The following is a 16192-nucleotide window of genomic DNA, read 5'->3' as shown; positions in this document are numbered from 1 at the left end:
GGCGGTCCCGCGCGCTGGACTGATCCGGATGGGCGAGGGCCGCCACGGGTGCCGCGGCCGCCGAGTTCCGCGTACCGCCGGGAAGGTGATGGCCGGTCAGGAGACGGAGCCGGGCACGGCGGGCTCCCCGGCGCCCCGTCCGGGCGGCTTGCCGTCCGGGCCGCCGGAGGGCCCGTGGGAGGGTCCGCCGGAGAACTCCCGGGAGGAGGCGCCGGACTGCGCGCCGAACTGGGTGCGGTACAGCTCCCGGTAGCGCCCGCCCGCCGCCATCAGCGTCTCGTGGGTGCCGCGCTCGACGATCCGGCCGCCCTCCACCACCAGGATCAGGTCGGCGGCCCGGACGGTGGAGAGGCGGTGGGCGATCACCACGGAGGTGCGGCCGCGCAGCGCCTCGGCCAGCGCCTCCTGGACGGCCGCCTCGGAGGTGGAGTCCAGGTGCGCGGTCGCCTCGTCGAGGATCACCACCCGCGGCCGGGCCAGCAGCAGCCGGGCGATGGTCAGCCGCTGCCGCTCGCCGCCGGACAGGCGGTAGCCGCGCTCGCCGACGACCGTGTCCAGCCCGTCGGGCAGGGAGGCGACCAGCTCGTCGAGCCGGGCGCGGCGCAGTACGTCCCACAGTTCGTCCTCGCTCGCGCCGGGCCGGGCGAACAGCAGGTTGGAGCGGATCGACTCGTGGAAGAGGTGGCCGTCCTGGGTGACCATGCCCAGCGTGGCGCGCAGTGAACGGAAGGTCAGGTCCCGTACGTCCACGCCGCCCAGCCGCACCGCGCCGCCGTCGGCGTCGTAGAGCCGCGGCACGAGCTGGGCGATGGTGGACTTGCCCGCGCCGGAGGAGCCGACCAGCGCCACCATCCGCCCCGGCTCGGCGCGGAAGGACACCTGGTGCAGCACCTGCTCGCCGCCGCGCGCGTCGAGGACGGCGACCTCCTCCAGGGAGGCCAGGGAGACCTTCTCGGCCGACGGATAGGCGAAGTCCACGCTGTCGAACTCCACCGACACCGGGCCGTCGGGCACCTCGCGGGCGTCCTCGCGCTCCTCGATCAGCGGCCTGAGGTCCAGTACCTCGAAGACGCGCTGGAAACTGACGAGCGCGCTCATCACCTCCACCCGTGCGCCGGCCAGCGCGGTCAGCGGGGCGTAGAGCCGGGTGAGCAGCAGGGCCAGGGCCACCACCGCGCCGGGGTCGAGCCGGCCGCGCAGCGCGTACCAGCCGCCGAGCCCGTAGACCAGGGCCAGCGCCAGGGCGGAGACGACGGTCAGAGCGGTGAAGAAGACGTGCTGGACCATGGCGGTGCGCACCCCGATGTCGCGCACCCGCCGGGCCCGCGCCGCGAACTCCTCCGACTCCTCCCGCGGCCGTCCGAACAGCTTGACCAGGGTGGCGCCGGGGGCGGAGAAGCGCTCGGTCATCTGCGTGCCCATGGCCGCGTTGTGGGCCGCGGCCTCGTGCGAGAGGCGGGCCAGCCGGGAGCCCATGCGCCGCGCGGGCAGCACGAACACCGGCAGCAGCACCAGGGCGAGCAGTGTGACCTGCCAGGACAGCCGCATCATGACCACCAGGGTGAGCAGCAGGGTGACGAAGTTGCCGACCACCGAGGACAGGGTGTTGCTGAAGGCCCGCTGGGCGCCGATGACGTCGTTGTTCAGCCGGCTGACCAGCGCGCCGGTGCGGGTGCGGGTGAAGAAGGCGACCGGCATCCGCTGGACGTGGTCGAAGACGGCGGTGCGCAGGTCCAGGATCAGCCCCTCCCCGATGCGCGCGGACAGCCACCTGGCCAGCAGTCCGATCGCCGCCTCGGCCACCGCCACGAACGCGATCAGGACGGCGAGCCGGCCCACCGTGCCGGCCGCCGCGCCCTCGACGATCGCGTCGACCACCCGGCCCGCGAGCACGGGGGTGGCCACGGCCAGCGCCGCCGAGGCGGTGCTGAGCAGCAGGAAGAGTGCCAGCCGCCGCCGGTGCGGGCGGGCGAAGCCCGCGATGCGGCGCAGGGTGGCACGGGACAGCGCGGAGGAGGAGCCCTGTCGCCCCTGCGGGGCGTGGCGCGCCTGGTACAGGGCGTTCCACGCGGCGGATTCCATACTCATCGCGGATCCTCACGTCGTCGTTGCGGTGATCAGGACGTTAGGACCTGAAGTCGACTTGAGGTCAAGGGCGGGTGGAGCCGGACGCCGCCGTTCAGCGGGTGGGACAGGGTTCCGCTACGGGCGCCCGCCGGGGGATCATTCGGTGACCACCGATACAAGCGGACTGCGAGCGGCCCGGCGCCGCCGACCGGCGGCGCCGGCTTCCCTCCTCTCCGCCACTGCCAACTGACCACTGGCTCGCAAGGGGGAAACATGAGCGCCATCGACGTACCCGAGGACCGGCTCCGTGAGGACCGGCTCTTCTCCGCCCTCGCCAACCCGACCCGGCGCGAGGTGCTGAGGCTGCTCCGGGTGGAGGGGCCGCAGCCCGTGCAGCGGCTGGCCGACCACTTCGACATGCGGAGGCCGAGCCTCTCGGAGCACCTGAAGGTGCTCCGGGAGGCCGGCCTGGTCAGCGAACGGCGCAAGGGGAGGGAGAGGCACTACCGGCTGGAGGCCGGACCGCTCAGCGAGGTGCAGCACTGGCTGAGCCCGTACGAGCGGTTCTGGCGCGGGATGGGGGACCTGGGGGACCTGCGCGGTCTCCTGGAGAGGGGGTCCGGCGACCCCGGCGTGTGAACGGCGCGGCCGACGCGCGTGCGGCGGCCGGGCGCGGTGTGCGCCCGGCCCCGCCGCCCGCACGCGAACCGGCCTTTCGACAGGTTGTCATGACACTGTGACAGGCTGTCGTGCACGTGCATCTTCACGTGCATCGGCACGTGAACGGCGTTATGATCCGGGCTGGTCGACCGATTCAGCCCCTGACCGCACCCGACCGCCCCCGACCGCACAGCCGGGAGAGTCCGATGCCCCACGCATACAACGGCATGGCAGCCAGGGACCTCCAGGGGGTCCTCTGGCAGAAGAGCAGACACAGCAACTCGCAGGGAGCGTGCGTGGAGTTCGCCAAGCTCCCCGGAGGAGAGGTGGCCGTGCGGAACTCGCGCTATCCGGACGGCCCCGCGCTGGTCTACACCCCGGCCGAGGTCGAGGCGATGCTGCTCGGCGTCAAGGACGGCGAGTTCGACCACCTCATACAGGACTGACGCCGGCGCCCCGTTCGGGGTTCAGTCTGAACAGTGCCCAGACCACTTTTCCGGGCATGGCACCGGCCATCGGCTGCCATCCCCAGTCGTCGCTGAAGGACTCGACGAGGAAGAGGCCGCGCCCGGACTCCGCCGTGTCGTCGAAGAGCGCACCGGGGAACTCGTCGCCGAGATCGCCGAGATCGCCGAGATCGCCGAGATCATCGCCGAAATCGCAGCCGATGCCGCCGAGTCGCCCGCTGAGGTCCCCGCCGGGCCTCTTCGCCACGGGCGCCTTTCCGCTGGGGTCGCGCACGGCGCACACCAGGCGGCCGGACCAGTGCATCAGATGGAGCCGCACGGGCGGATCCAGGGTTTCGCCGGGGACGGCGCCCGGCACGCCGTGGCGCAGGGCGTTGGTCACCAGCTCCGAGACCACCAGGGCCACGGTGTCGAAGTTCCCGGCCAACCGCCAGCGCAGCAGTACGTTCCGGGTGAACTCACGGGCGGTCTTGACCGCTTCGTAGCGCGGCTGGAGCGCGCAGGAGGCCGAGCCGGAGAGCGTGTCGGGGTCGAGCGACGGGAAGTCATGCCATAACCGGTCGAGCACGGTCGGTCCTTCGGTCCCCATGACGAGACACTCCTGGCATTGCGGCGGTCATGGCCCTGGCGGACCCCGTCAGCGGTGGTGCTCCGTATCGCGTTCCGCTCGTTGCGCTGCATCGGTGGATCGTGTACATGCGCAAGTGCCCTGACCCCGCGTGCACTTGTGCTTTCCCCATGGTTCCCAATGCCCACAGCAGATGCAAGGGCAGATGCACGTGCACGAGCGACTTTCGATTGTGTGTAACCGCCTGGGCACGCAACGAAGGCATTGGTGGCAGACTGCTGCTGGTGCAGGGGTGGAGAGCTGAATACAAACAGGAGCATTCCCGGTGAAAAACGGAGTGAACGGGGCCAACGGGTCGAGTGGGTCCATGGTGCGCCGCATCCTGCTCGGTTCCCAGCTGCGGCGGCTGCGCGAGTCCCGCGGAGTCACCCGCGAGGCGGCCGGATATTCCATCCGGGCCTCCGAATCGAAGATCAGCCGCATGGAGTTGGGGCGTGTGAGCTTCAAGGCGCGGGACGTGGCGGACCTGCTCACGCTCTACGGCATCACCGACGACGCCGAACGCGAGCCGCTGCTGAGCCTCGCCCGCGAGTCCAGCGTGGCGGGGTGGTGGCACAACTACAGCGACGTGCTGCCGAACTGGTTCCAGACGTACGTCGGACTGGAGGGCGCGGCCTCGCACATCGGCGTCTACGAGGTGCAGTTCGTCTCCGGGCTGCTCCAGACGGAGGACTACGCGCGGGCGGTCGTCACCAGCGGCCACCGGTCGGGGCTGTCGCGGGAGGAGGTCGACCGCCGCGTCGCACTGCGCCTGGAGCGGCAGAAGCTGCTGCTGTCCGAGCAGGCCCCCACATTCCGCTGTGTGCTGGACGAGGCCGCGCTGCGCCGCCCCTACGGCGGCCGCGAGGTGATGGACGCCCAGCTGCGGCACCTGGCGGAACTCTCCGAGCTGCCCCACGTCACGCTCCAGGTGATGCCGTTCGACACCGGCGGGCACCCGGCCGAGAGCGGGGCGTTCACGCTGCTGCGCTTCCCCGAGTCGGAGATCTCCGACATCGTCTACCTGGAGCACCTCACCAGCGCCCTCTACGTCGACAAGCCGGAGGAGGTCGCCCAGTACGAGGACGTCCTCGACCGCCTCCTGCGGGACAGCCTCGGCCCGGAGGACACCCGCGCGCTCCTCCACGAGGTCCGCAAGGAGATCTGACCGGCCCGTCCGGCGGACGGCGTCCCGGCCGGGGCGCACGGGACGCCGCCGGCTCCGGCTCCGGTGCCGGAAAACGGAAAACGGAAAACGGAAAAAGGAGCCGTCGGAAAAAGCGCCGGGAGGGCCTTGAGGACAGAATCCGTCCTCAAGGGCTCATAGCGTCGTTGTCGGTGAAGGGCCGGAAGGCGGCCCGACGACCGACCTGTGAGGAGAACCACCCATGCCCGTTCCTGTCGTTTCCGAGAACCGCGGCGACGAGCGCGGAGCCCTGCTCGCCTATCTGGACGCCCAGCGCGGCGGCATCCGCCGGGCCCTCCACGGCCTCACGGACGAGCAGGCGCGCAGCAGGCCGACCGTGAGCGCGTTCTCCCTGGCCGACATCCTCAAGCACGTCGCGGTGGGCGAGCAGAGCGCGCTGGCGACGATGCGCGGCGAGCCCTTCGACTTCGAGGCCGGCGTGAAGCGTTGGGAGGACGGCCTGGCCGTCAGGGACGACGAGACGGTCGAGGAGCTGCTGGACCTCTACGCGCGGGTGGCGCGCGAGACCGAGGAGGCGGTCCGGTCGGTGCCCTCCCTCGACGACACCTTCTCGGCCCCCAAGATGCCCTGGGACGAGGGCGGACCCCGCTCCTGGCGCTGGGGCCTGCTCCACCAGATCGAGGAGACCGCCCGGCACGCCGGGCACGCGGACGTCATCCGCGAGACGATCGACGGCAAGGGCGCCTTCGACCTGGTCTTCGAGACGGGTGCGCTGCCGGAACCGGACTGGTCGTCCTTCCGGTGACCTGCCGTCCGGCGACCTGCCTCCCCCGGCGGCCTGCCGGTGCCCGCCGCCGCCCGTCTACGCTGGTCGGCGGCGGGTACGGGCAAGGCCCGGAAGGGAACGGTGAGGTCGGCGGTGTCGGCGATCCGGTTGCTGGTGCTGGGAGCTGTCCGCCAGCACGGGCGGGCGCACGGCTACCAGGTCCGCAACGACCTGGAGTTCTGGGGCGCGCACCAGTGGTCCAACGCCAAGCCGGGCTCGATCTACCACGCGCTCAAGCAGATGGCGAAGCAGGGCCTGCTGACCGCCCACGACACCGAGCCGAGCACGGCCGGCGGCCCGCCGCGCACCGAGTACGAGCTGACCGGCGCCGGCGAGGCCGAGTACCACCGGCTGCTGCGCTGGGCGCTCACGGCGCACGACGAGAAGCCGGACGTGCTCACGGCCGGGGTCGGCTTCATCGTCGACCTGCCCCGCCGGGAGGCGATCGAACTGCTCAGGCGGCGCGTGGCGGCGCTGGAGGAGTGGAGCGCCGAGGTCGCCGGGGAGTGGACGCCCCCGGGCGCCCCGGACGAGTGGGGCCACATCGGCGAGATCATGAGGCTGTGGGTGCACAACGCCGCCAGCGGCGCGGAGTGGACCCGGGGCCTGATCGAGCGCCTGGAGGGCGGCGCGTACGTGATGGCGGGCGAGGGCGAGCGGTCGGTGGAGGTGCTGCCCGCAGACGCGGACGACCCGCGCGCCGGGCGTCCGCACGACCGCCCCCGCGGGTGACGGCGGGGCCGGCCGCCGGGCCCCGGCGGCTGCAACGCATCTCACACCGGACGGACACCTCCACGTCCCCTCCCGGCAGGGCGCCCGGCCGTATCCTCGCTGAGGGAAACGGACATCTCCCGCCGTGATCGGGAAATCCGAGGTCCGTGCGAGAAGACGACTGGAGGCGTGAGGAGCGGCGAGTTTGGCCCCGGAGACCACGAGGAACAGCACGGTGACCGAGACCGTCCGTCCGGAGGACCGCAGGTCCGCACCGGAGGAGAGCCACAGCGCCTTCGCCCCGCCCTCCGGCGTACCGCTGTCGTCCCCGTACTCCGAGGACGAGCACCCCACTTCCGAGTTCGCCGTGCCCGAGGGGCTGAGGCCTCCCGCGCCGCCACCGGAGGACGAGCACCCCACCTCCGAGTTCGCCGTGCCCGAGGGCGTGCGCAGGGCGGCGTCCCCCGAGCCCGGGTCCGCCTTCACCCCGCCCGACGGCATCCCGGTGATCGACAACCTGGTGCGGCCGGGCGCGCCCTGGCAGGACCGGATGCGCACCATGGTCCGGATGCCGCTGGGCGAGCGGCCGGTGCCCGAGCGCCCCCGGCGCACCGACGAGGAGGACACCGACACCGGGCCGTCGGCGCCGCGCGTACTCGACCTGACCCTGCGCATCGGCGAACTGCTGCTCGCCGGCGGCGAGGGCGCCGAGGACGTCGAGGCGGCGATGTTCGGGGTGGCCCACGCGTACGGGCTGGACCGCTGCGAGCCGACGGTCACCTTCACCCTGCTGACGATCACCTACCAGCCGTCGCTGGTGGACGACCCGGTCTCGCTGAGCCGTACGGTCCGCCGCCGCGGCACCGACTACAACCGGCTGTCGGCGGTCTACCGCCTGGTGGCCGACATCACCGACGGCGACGTGACGCTGGAGGAGGCGTACGGCCGCCTCGCCGAGATCCGCCGCAACCGCCACCCGTACTCCAAGGGCACGCTCACCGTGGCCAGCGGTCTGCTGGCGGGCGCGGCGTCCACCCTGGTGGGCGGTGGCTGGGTGGTCTTCCTCCTGGCCGCGCTCGGCGCGATGCTCGGCGACCGGCTCGCCTGGTTCTTCTCCCAGCGCGGAATGCCAGAGTTCTACCAGTTCGTGGCCGCGGCGATGCCGCCCGCGGTGCTGGGGGTGCTGGTCCAGCTGTTCGCGGCGGACCTCGGCCTGGCCATCAGGGCCTCCGCGGTCGTCACCGGCGGCCTGTTCCCGCTGATCCCCGGTAGAGCGCTGGTGGCCGCCGTGCACGACGGGCTGACCGGCTTCTACATCACGGCCTCGGCCCGCCTGCTGGAGGTCGTCTACTTGGTCGTCGGCATCGTCTGCGGCGTGCTGCTGGTGCTCTACATCGGCGCCGAGATGGGCGCCCAGTTCGACCCGGAGGGCCTGGACATCCGCAGCCGGCCGCTGCTCCAGCTCCTGGCGGCGATGCTGCTGGCCCTGACCTTCTGCGTCCTCCTCCAGCAGGAGCGCTCCACCGTGCTGCTCGCCACGCTCAACGGCGGCGTCGCCTGGCTGGTGTACGGCGCGATGGCCGACACCGGCGGGATCGACCCCGTCGCGGCGACCGCGGCCGCGGCGGGCCTGGTGGGCCTGTTCGGGCAGCTGATGTCGCGCTACCAGTTCGTCTCGGCGCTGCCGTACATCACGGCGGCGATCGGCCCGCTGCTGCCCGGTAGCGCCATCTACTTCGGGCTGATCGGCATCGCCCAGGGCGACCTGGACCACGGACTGCAGAACCTGTCGCGGGCCGCGGCCCTGGCGCTGGCGATCGCGATCGGCGTCAACCTGGGCAACGAGCTGGCCCGCCTGTTCATCAAGGCGCCGGGGCAGGAGAGCCCGCTGCCGGGGCGGCGCGCGGCCAAGCGCACCCGCGGCTTCTGACCCGGCCCGGGACGTACGCCCCGCGGGACGCGTACGGCCCGGGGCGTACCCCGAAACGGAACGCGCCCCGGGACGTACGCGGCGCGGCGGCCGTGTTCGTCCCGGGGCACGCGGGGGCCGGGCCCGGCGGCTCGGTGCCGGCGGCTCAGTGGTGGCCGCCGCCCGACGCCTCCAGGCGCTTGATCGAGGCCTCGACCTCGGCCTCGGCCTCGGCACGGCCGACCCAGTCCGCGCCCTCGACCGACTTGCCGGGCTCCAGGTCCTTGTAGACCTCGAAGAAGTGCTGGATCTCCAGCCGGTCGAACTCGCTCACGTGGTGGATGTCGCGCAGGTGCTCCATGCGCGGGTCGGACGCGGGCACGCACAGCAGCTTGTCGTCGCCGCCGGCCTCGTCCGTCATGCGGAACATGCCGATCGCCCGGCACTTGATGATGCAGCCGGGGAAGGTCGGCTCCTCCAGCAGCACCAGCGCGTCCAGCGGGTCTCCGTCCTCACCCAGGGTGTTGTCGACGAAGCCGTAGTCGGCCGGGTACACGGTGGAGGTGAACAGGTGCCGGTCGAGCCGGATGCGACCGGTCTCGTGGTCCACCTCGTACTTGTTCCGCGAACCCTTCGGGATCTCGATGACGACGTCGAACTCCAAGGGAGACTCCTCCGTATGCTTCAGCACTCGTCAGTGGCCCGGGGGCTTCCCCCGGAGAGCGGCGATGTGGTGGTTAAGTGTCCCTCACGCAGGCGTGTGGTCGCGAAAGGGGCTGGTCCGAGGTGCGGGACACATGGCGGGTGGCGGCCGGTTCCGCCGCCGCCGGACTCGCGGTCGCGGTGACGGCTGTGGCCGCCGCCGGACCCTGGGACTCCGGCCAGCGTACGGCCGAGCGGGCCCGCGCCGCCCACTGGGACCGCCACAGTGGCGCGGAGCACATCGGCGCGGGCCTCCCCGGCGGCCCCGCCCCGGCGCCCAGCGCCGCCGAGGTGCTCACCGCGCTGGGCGCCGCGCCCGCCGGTGAGGGCGGGAGCGGCGGGGACGGCCGGGGCGGCCGGGGAGGGAAGGACGCGCCGGACCCGGGCGAGGCCCCCGTCCCCGCGCCCGCCGCGCTCGCCGACGCCCTCCATCCGCTGCTGGAGGACGGCGCCCTGGGCACGCTCCGCACCGCCTCGGTGCTGGACGTGGCCACCGGGCGGGAGCTGTACGGGGCCAGGGCCGACCGGGGCGTCGTACCCGCCTCCACCGTCAAGGTCGCCACGGCGGTCGCCGCGCTGTCGGCCCTGGGACCGGACCACCGCATCCCCACCCGGGCGGTGTGGGACGCGGAGGGCGAGCGGGTCTTCCTGGTCGGCGGCGGCGACCCCACGGTCACCCCCGCCGCCCTGCGGAGGCTGGCCGACGCCACCGCCCGGGAACTGGCGGAACGCGGCGCGAAGCGGATCGCACTGGCCCACGACACCTCGCTCTACTCCGGCCCCGCCCGCCATCCGATCGGACCGAACGAGAACATCGCGCCGGTCAGCGCGCTGATGGTGAACGCGGGCCGCCTCGACGACAGCACCCGCGGGCCCGCCCCCCGCTCGGACGACCCGGCCCGGGACGCCGCCGAGGTCTTCGCCGACCGCCTGCGCGAGCGCGGCGTCGACGTCGAGCACCCCGAGCACCCCGGGCGCGCCCGCAAGGCTCCGAAGGGCGCCGACGAGCTGGCGGTGCACCGCTCCGCGCCGCTGGCCGAACTGGTCGAGCGGATGCTGCTCCACAGCGACAACGACATCGCCGAGGCCCTCTTCCGGCAGACCGCCGTCGCGCGCGGCGAGCCCGCGAGCTTCACCGGCGCCGGACGCGCGGTGCGCGCACAGCTCGCCGGATACGGCGGGGCGCTGCCGCTCAAGGGCGCCCGCTTCGCCGACGGCAGCGGGCTCGACCGGAGCGGCAGGATCTCCGCGGGACTGCTGACCCGGCTGCTGGCCCTCGCCGCCGACCCCGCCCGCCCCGAGCTGCGGCCCGTGCTGACGGGGCTGCCCGTGGCCCGCTTCAGCGGCACGCTCGGCGGCCGTTACGACGGCGAGGCGACCCGCACCGGCGCGGGCCTGGTCCGCGCCAAGACCGGCACGCTGACCGGGGTCAACACCCTGGCGGGCACGGTCGTGGACGCCGACGGCAGACTCCTGGCCTTCGCGTTCACGGCGTCGGGCACCACCGACCGCCAGGGTGCCCACGAGGCCCTGGACCGCCTCGCCGCCGTCCTGGCCGGCTGCGGCTGCCGCTGACCGGCCGGCGGTCCCACGGGCCCCGCCGTCCGGTGCCGCCGTCCGGGTCAGGCGTGACCCGCCGCCACGCGGGCACCCTTGCCCGGGCACCGGTCCGCTCCCGTTCGGGGGCACCGGCACGTACGGTGAAGTCATGACGAGCCTCGGTGGTGTGGAGATGGTCGACTGGAATCTCGCGGTGGCGACCGCGACCCGGCTCGTGAAGCCCGGGCCCGAAGTGAGCCGTGAGGAGGCGCGGGAGGCCGTGGCCGAGCTGCGGCGGCACGCCTCGGCGGCCGAGGAGCACGTGCGCGGCTTCACACGGATGACGCCCGACGGCGCCGCGGACACCCCCGTGCTCGTCGTGGACCGGCCCGGCTGGATCCGGGCCAACGTGGCCGGTTTCCGCGAGCTGATGTCGCCCCTGCTGGGCAAGATGCGGGCGCGGCGCGGAGACGGCCCCGGCAACGCGGTGCTCGGCGCGGTCGGCGGCAAGGTGACCGGCGTCGAGGTCGGGATGCTGCTGTCGTTCATGGCCTCGCGCGTCCTGGGCCAGTACGAGACCTTCGCCCCGCCCACCCGCGACCTGCCGGGCGCCCCGGGCGAGGGCGGCGGGCGGCTGCTGCTGGTCGCGCCGAACATCGTGCACGTCGAGCGCGAGCTGGACGTCGACCCGCACGACTTCCGGCTGTGGGTGTGCCTGCACGAGGAGACCCACCGCACCCAGTTCTCCGCGGTGCCGTGGCTGCGCGACCACATCGAGGGGGAGATCCACGCCTTCCTCGGGGAGACCGACATAGAGCCCTCCGCGCTGCTGGAGCGGCTGCGCGAGGCCTTCCAGTCGCTGGCCGGGGGCGGCCGCCCGGAGTCCGGGGACGACGGGGAGCGGGACGGGGGGCGAAGCTTCGTCGAGCTGGTGCAGACCCCGGCGCAGCGCGAGGTCCTCGGCCGCATCACCGCCGTGATGTCGCTGCTGGAGGGGCACGCGGACTACGTGATGGACGGCGTCGGGCCCCAGGTGGTCCCGTCGGTCGCCGAGATCCGCGAGAAGTTCCAGAAGCGCCGCGCGGCCGGCGCCGGCCGCCTCGACCAGGCGCTGCGCAGGCTGCTGGGACTCGACGCCAAGCTGCGCCAGTACCGCGACGGCGAGCGGTTCGTGCGGGCGGTGGTGGAGGAGGTCGGGATGGACGGCTTCAACCGTGTGTGGACCTCCCCCAACACACTGCCCACCAGGGCCGAGATCGCCGAGCCGGAGGAGTGGATCGCGAGGGTGCACCGGAAAGCGGACTGATGACCGCCGAACGCCGGGACAATCACTCTTGCGAGGGACCGTCGGCGACGGGCGCGCGTGCGATGCTCAGGGATACAGCACTTCTCTGTCACCATCGACGCACTCAGCGTAGTCACCGACTGCGCGGTCACGACTCCCCGAGGAAGTGAACGGACATGGGTCCCCATCCCGCGGTCGCCGCGATACGCCTGGCGGTTCGCCGCACACTCCGTGACGTGCTCCAGGACGTCCCCGGCGGTTCCCCCGATTCCCCCGGTTCCCCGGGTTCTCCCGGCCCCCTCGCCCCGCGCCGGCGCCCTCCGCTCGTACTCGTCGCCTGCTCCGGCGGCGCCGACTCGATGGCGCTCGCCTCCGCCCTCGCCTTCGAAGCCCCCCGCCTCGGTCTGCGGGCCGGGGGCCTCACCGTCGACCACGGCCTCCAGCCCGGCTCCGACGACCGGGCCCGGGAGGTCGTCTCCCGCCTCGCCGAACTCTCCCTCGAACCGGCCGAGGCCCTGACCGTGGCGGTCGGCCGCGACGGCGGCCCCGAGGCCGCCGCCCGCACCGCCCGCTACACCGCCCTCGACGAGGCCGCCGACCGCCTCGGCGCCGCCGCGGTCCTCCTCGGGCACACCCGCGACGACCAGGCCGAGACGGTCCTGCTCGGTCTGGCCCGGGGCTCCGGCACCCGCTCGCTGTCCGGGATGGCCGCCGTCTCCGGCTCGCCGGCCGGGCGCCGGGGCGTCCGGCACCGCTATCTGCGGCCGTTCCTCGCCGTGGACCGGCAGACCACCCGCAAGGCGTGCATGGTGCAGTCGCTGCCGGTCTGGGACGACCCGCACAACGCCGATCCCGCGTTCACCCGCTCCCGGGTGCGCCACGACGCCCTGCCCGCCCTGGAGAAGGCGCTCGGCAAGGGCGTGGTCGAGGCGCTGGCCCGCACCGCGCAGCTCGCGCGCGACGACGCCGACGCCCTCGACGCCTGGGCCCGCGAGGCCGAGCGGGAGGTCCGCGCGGAGCTCCCGCCGTCCCGGGCGGACGGGGACGGCGGAGGCGGCAGGGGCGGTGATGTCGCGAATGTCGTGAATCTCACAGGGGGATCCGGATCCGCCCTGGACGTCGCCCGGCTCGGCGCCCTGCCGCCCGCCGTCCGCCGGCGTGTGCTGCGCCGCGCGGCGGTCGCGTCCGGCTCCCCGGCGGGCTCGCTGTTCGCCCGTCACATCGAGGAGGTGGACCGGCTGGTCACCGGCTGGCACGGCCAGCGGGCCATCAGCCTGCCCGGCCGGGTGGCCGCCCTGCGGCAGGGTGGCACACTGGTCATCCGGCAAGTGTGATCCCCGACCGAGAGCAGCAGGGTGGACGACAAGGACATGGGCGCCGACCTCAAGTCGGTGCTCATCACCAAGGAAGAGATCGACGCGAAGCTGGCCGAGCTGGCGGAGGCGATCGACGCGGAGTACGAGGGCGAGGACCTGCTCCTGGTCGGGGTCCTCAAGGGCGCGGTGATGGTCATGGCGGACCTCGCCCGGGCCCTGTCCTCGCCGGTCACCATGGACTGGATGGCGGTGTCGTCCTACGGCGCGGGCACCCAGTCCTCCGGTGTGGTCCGGATCCTCAAGGACCTGGACACCGACATCAAGGGGCGGCACGTCCTGATCGTCGAGGACATCATCGACTCCGGCCTGACGCTGTCCTGGCTGCTGTCGAACCTCGGCTCGCGCGAGCCCGCCTCGCTGAACGTCTGCACCCTGCTGCGCAAGCCGGACGCGGCGAAGGTGGCGATCGACGTGAAGTGGGTCGGCTTCGACATCCCCAACGAGTTCGTCGTCGGCTACGGCCTGGACTACGCGGAGAAGTACCGCAACCTGCCGTTCGTCGGGACACTGGCGCCGCACGTCTACGGAGGCTGACGGCCCCGGGCGGGCCCGGGGCGCCGCACGGGAACGTTCGGGGGGCCTCCCGGCGTTGGAAAGGGCGGACGGGACACCCAGCCGTCCGCCGGCGGCGCCCGCCTCGGCGGTGCTTCGGGCCGTGATCCTGGGGTACCGTCCGAAGGTCGGTCTGTTGAGGCAATCTGTTCGTAGGCCGAGCAAGCCGGAGTAATACACCGTACGCACAGGCGACCTCACCCGGGGTCGCGGTGCCTCACTGTGGCAGGAGGGACGGGGCGCGCGCCGCCCCGTGTGGATGGACGTGAAGCGCTACTTCCGTGGTCCCGTCATGTGGATCGTGCTGGCCGCCCTCGCCGTGGTCGTGTTGATGAACGTCGTCGGCTCGTCCGGCGGCTACAAGACGGTGGACACCGGCCAGGTCGTGCAGGCGATCAACGAGAACAAGGTCAGGTCCGCCGAGCTGACGACCGGCGACGAGCAGACCGTCAAGGTCGAGCTCGCCGAGGGCACGAAGATCGAGGGCAGTGACAAGATCAAGGCCAGCTACATCGGCGACCAGGGCGTCGATCTGGCCAAGCAGTTGCAGTCCAAGTACCAGGACGGGCAGATCAAGGACGGTTACACCGTCTCGCCGCAGAAGCAGAACCCGTTCCTCGGGATGCTGCTTTCGCTGCTGCCGTTCGTACTGATCGTGATCGTCTTCCTGTTCCTGATGAACCAGATGCAGGGCGGCGGCTCCCGGGTGATGAACTTCGGGAAGTCCAAGGCGAAGCTGATCACCAAGGACACCCCCAAGACGACCTTCGCGGACGTCGCCGGCTCGGACGAGGCGGTCGAGGAGCTCCACGAGATCAAGGAGTTCCTCCAGGAGCCCGCCAAGTTCCAGGCCGTCGGCGCGAAGATCCCCAAGGGCGTGCTGCTCTACGGCCCGCCCGGCACCGGCAAGACGCTGCTCGCGCGCGCCGTCGCGGGCGAGGCGGGCGTCCCGTTCTACTCGATCTCCGGCTCCGACTTCGTCGAGATGTTCGTCGGCGTCGGCGCCTCGCGTGTGCGCGACCTGTTCGAGCAGGCCAAGGCGAACGCCCCGGCGATCGTCTTCGTCGACGAGATCGACGCCGTCGGCCGCCACCGCGGCGCCGGCATGGGCGGCGGCCACGACGAGCGCGAGCAGACGCTGAACCAGCTCCTGGTCGAGATGGACGGTTTCGACGTCAAGGGCGGCGTCATCCTGATCGCCGCCACCAACCGCCCGGACATCCTCGACCCGGCGCTGCTGCGCCCGGGCCGCTTCGACCGGCAGATCGCCGTGGACCGCCCCGACATGCAGGGCCGTCTGGAGATCCTCAAGGTGCACGCCAAGGGCAAGCCGATGGAGCCCGACGTGGACCTGTCCGCGGTCGCCCGCCGCACCCCCGGCTTCACCGGCGCGGACCTGTCCAACGTGCTCAACGAGGCGGCGCTGCTCACCGCGCGCAGCGACAAGAAGCTGATCGACAACCACTTCCTGGACGAGGCGATCGACCGCGTCGTGGCCGGACCGCAGAAGCGGACCCGGATCATGAGCGACAAGGAGAAGAAGATCACCGCGTACCACGAGGGCGGCCACGCCCTGGTCGCGGCGGCCTCGCCGAACTCCGACCCCGTCCACAAGATCACCATCCTCTCCCGCGGCCGGGCGCTGGGCTACACGATGGTCCTGCCCGACGAGGACAAGTACTCCACGACGCGCAACGAGATGCTCGACCAGCTCGCGTACATGCTGGGCGGGCGCGCGGCCGAGGAACTGGTCTTCCACGACCCGACCACCGGCGCCGCCAACGACATCGAGAAGGCGACCGCCACGGCCCGCGCCATGGTCACGCAGTACGGCATGACCGAGCGGCTGGGCGCGATCAAGTTCGGCTCCGACAACTCCGAGCCCTTCCTGGGCAAGGAGATGGGCCACCAGCGCGACTACTCCGAGGAGGTCGCCGGGCTGGTGGACGAGGAGGTCAAGAAGCTGATCGAGACCGCCCACAACGAGGCGTGGGAGATCCTCGTCGAGAACCGGGACGTCCTGGACAACCTGGTGCTGGCCCTCCTGGAGAAGGAGACCCTCGGCAAGGAGGAGATCGCCGAGATCTTCCGCCCGGTCGTCAAGCGCCCGCCGCGCCCGGCCTGGACGGGCTCCGCGCGCCGGATGCCCTCCACCCGCCCGCCGGTCTCCACTCCCAAGGAACTGGCCCTGACCAACGGCTCGCAGCCGGGCCAGGAGAAGGGCAAGGAGATCGGCCCGACGGACACGGCGCTCTCCAAGGAGGCCCGTCTGCCGTCCGACGAGCCCCGGCCGGAGAGCTGACCGCGCCTCCCCGGCGCCGGCCCCCGGGCCGGCGGTGAGGCC

General features: G+C 72.7%; 14 protein-coding genes. 11 read left to right on the top strand and 3 right to left on the bottom strand.

Annotation, left to right across the window (positions count from 1 at the left end):
- Positions 1 to 96: 96 nt before the first annotated feature.
- Complete coding sequence (locus QPK52_RS11330) at positions 97 to 2088, bottom strand: ABC transporter ATP-binding protein (protein WP_410537327.1); 1992 nt, start codon at positions 2086 to 2088, stop codon at positions 97 to 99.
- 252 nt (positions 2089 to 2340) lie between these two features.
- Here QPK52_RS11330 and QPK52_RS11325 point away from each other — a divergent pair, with 252 nt between their 5' ends.
- Together QPK52_RS11325 and QPK52_RS11320 are read left to right on the top strand one after the other, a co-directional pair.
- Positions 2341 to 2706, top strand: coding sequence for an ArsR/SmtB family transcription factor (locus QPK52_RS11325; RefSeq protein ID WP_410537326.1), 366 nt, complete (start codon positions 2341 to 2343; stop codon positions 2704 to 2706).
- 227 nt (positions 2707 to 2933) lie between these two features.
- Positions 2934 to 3173 carry a DUF397 domain-containing protein gene (locus QPK52_RS11320; RefSeq protein ID WP_410537324.1) on the top strand — a complete coding sequence of 80 codons (240 nt, stop codon included), beginning with the start codon at positions 2934 to 2936 and terminating at the stop codon, positions 3171 to 3173.
- Here QPK52_RS11320 and QPK52_RS11315 read toward each other — a convergent pair.
- Positions 3160 to 3783 (bottom strand): ATP-binding protein, encoded by a 624-nt coding sequence (locus QPK52_RS11315; protein ID WP_410537322.1) that lies wholly within the window; start codon positions 3781 to 3783, stop codon positions 3160 to 3162. The two genes, QPK52_RS11320 and QPK52_RS11315, sit on opposite strands and share 14 nt — an antisense overlap.
- Before the next feature lie 346 nt (positions 3784 to 4129).
- On the opposite strand from QPK52_RS11315, the gene QPK52_RS11310 reads away from it, so the two are divergent.
- The 4 genes from QPK52_RS11310 to QPK52_RS11295 all read left to right on the top strand — a co-directional run bounded on the left by QPK52_RS11310 (position 4130) and on the right by QPK52_RS11295 (position 8415).
- Complete coding sequence (locus QPK52_RS11310) at positions 4130 to 4969, top strand: helix-turn-helix domain-containing protein (RefSeq protein WP_410537321.1); 840 nt, start codon at positions 4130 to 4132, stop codon at positions 4967 to 4969.
- A 220-nt stretch (positions 4970 to 5189) separates the two neighbouring features.
- Positions 5190 to 5753: a DinB family protein gene (locus QPK52_RS11305; protein ID WP_410537320.1), complete on the top strand. Its 564-nt coding sequence runs from the start codon at positions 5190 to 5192 to the stop codon at positions 5751 to 5753.
- 114 nt (positions 5754 to 5867) lie between these two features.
- Entirely contained in the window at positions 5868 to 6506 is a 639-nt protein-coding gene (locus QPK52_RS11300; protein ID WP_410540298.1) for a PadR family transcriptional regulator, read from the top strand.
- Positions 6507 to 6720: 214 nt separating this feature from the next.
- Positions 6721 to 8415 carry a threonine/serine exporter family protein gene (locus QPK52_RS11295; protein WP_410537319.1) on the top strand — a complete coding sequence of 565 codons (1695 nt, stop codon included), beginning with the start codon at positions 6721 to 6723 and terminating at the stop codon, positions 8413 to 8415.
- 145 nt (positions 8416 to 8560) lie between these two features.
- Here QPK52_RS11295 and QPK52_RS11290 read toward each other — a convergent pair whose 3' ends face one another.
- Positions 8561 to 9058 (bottom strand): inorganic diphosphatase, encoded by a 498-nt coding sequence (locus QPK52_RS11290; protein WP_410537318.1) that lies wholly within the window; start codon positions 9056 to 9058, stop codon positions 8561 to 8563.
- Positions 9059 to 9180: 122 nt separating this feature from the next.
- On the opposite strand from QPK52_RS11290, the gene dacB reads away from it, so the two are divergent.
- The 5 genes from dacB to ftsH all read left to right on the top strand — a co-directional run bounded on the left by dacB (position 9181) and on the right by ftsH (position 16150).
- Positions 9181 to 10671 carry a D-alanyl-D-alanine carboxypeptidase/D-alanyl-D-alanine-endopeptidase gene (dacB, locus tag QPK52_RS11285; RefSeq protein WP_410537317.1) on the top strand — a complete coding sequence of 497 codons (1491 nt, stop codon included), beginning with the start codon at positions 9181 to 9183 and terminating at the stop codon, positions 10669 to 10671.
- Positions 10672 to 10804: 133 nt separating this feature from the next.
- Positions 10805 to 11941, top strand: a complete 1137-nt coding sequence (locus QPK52_RS11280; protein ID WP_410537316.1) for a zinc-dependent metalloprotease — start codon at positions 10805 to 10807, stop codon at positions 11939 to 11941.
- A 155-nt stretch (positions 11942 to 12096) separates the two neighbouring features.
- Positions 12097 to 13254 (top strand): tRNA lysidine(34) synthetase TilS, encoded by a 1158-nt coding sequence (gene tilS, locus QPK52_RS11275; protein ID WP_410537314.1) that lies wholly within the window; start codon positions 12097 to 12099, stop codon positions 13252 to 13254.
- 36 nt (positions 13255 to 13290) lie between these two features.
- Positions 13291 to 13830, top strand: coding sequence for a hypoxanthine phosphoribosyltransferase (gene hpt, locus QPK52_RS11270; RefSeq protein WP_093657861.1), 540 nt, complete (start codon positions 13291 to 13293; stop codon positions 13828 to 13830).
- Positions 13831 to 14107: 277 nt separating this feature from the next.
- On the top strand, positions 14108 to 16150 hold the full coding sequence (ftsH, locus tag QPK52_RS11265; RefSeq protein WP_410537313.1) for an ATP-dependent zinc metalloprotease FtsH: 2043 nt from the start codon (positions 14108 to 14110) through the stop codon (positions 16148 to 16150).
- Positions 16151 to 16192: the final 42 nt, after the last annotated feature.

This window comes from Streptomyces sp. KL2 (assembly GCF_046529545.1).
GTDB lineage: Bacteria > Actinomycetota > Actinomycetes > Streptomycetales > Streptomycetaceae > Streptomyces > Streptomyces radiopugnans.
This window is presented reverse-complemented; position numbering and strand designations above follow the sequence as displayed.

What these genes read in the sequence shown, in the direction of transcription:
- ftsH (WP_410537313.1), top strand. Translation starts at nt 14,108, where the DNA reads ATGGACGTGAAGCGCTACTTCCGTGGTCCCGTCATGTGGATCGTGCTG.
- QPK52_RS11320 (WP_410537324.1), top strand. Translation starts at nt 2,934, where the DNA reads ATGCCCCACGCATACAACGGCATGGCAGCCAGGGACCTCCAGGGGGTC.
- QPK52_RS11330 (WP_410537327.1), bottom strand. Translation starts at nt 2,088, where the DNA reads ATGAGTATGGAATCCGCCGCGTGGAACGCCCTGTACCAGGCGCGCCAC.
- tilS (WP_410537314.1), top strand. Translation starts at nt 12,097, where the DNA reads ATGGGTCCCCATCCCGCGGTCGCCGCGATACGCCTGGCGGTTCGCCGC.
- QPK52_RS11305 (WP_410537320.1), top strand. Translation starts at nt 5,190, where the DNA reads ATGCCCGTTCCTGTCGTTTCCGAGAACCGCGGCGACGAGCGCGGAGCC.
- QPK52_RS11315 (WP_410537322.1), bottom strand. Translation starts at nt 3,783, where the DNA reads ATGGGGACCGAAGGACCGACCGTGCTCGACCGGTTATGGCATGACTTC.
- QPK52_RS11325 (WP_410537326.1), top strand. Translation starts at nt 2,341, where the DNA reads ATGAGCGCCATCGACGTACCCGAGGACCGGCTCCGTGAGGACCGGCTC.
- hpt (WP_093657861.1), top strand. Translation starts at nt 13,291, where the DNA reads ATGGGCGCCGACCTCAAGTCGGTGCTCATCACCAAGGAAGAGATCGAC.
- QPK52_RS11280 (WP_410537316.1), top strand. Translation starts at nt 10,805, where the DNA reads ATGACGAGCCTCGGTGGTGTGGAGATGGTCGACTGGAATCTCGCGGTG.
- QPK52_RS11310 (WP_410537321.1), top strand. Translation starts at nt 4,130, where the DNA reads ATGGTGCGCCGCATCCTGCTCGGTTCCCAGCTGCGGCGGCTGCGCGAG.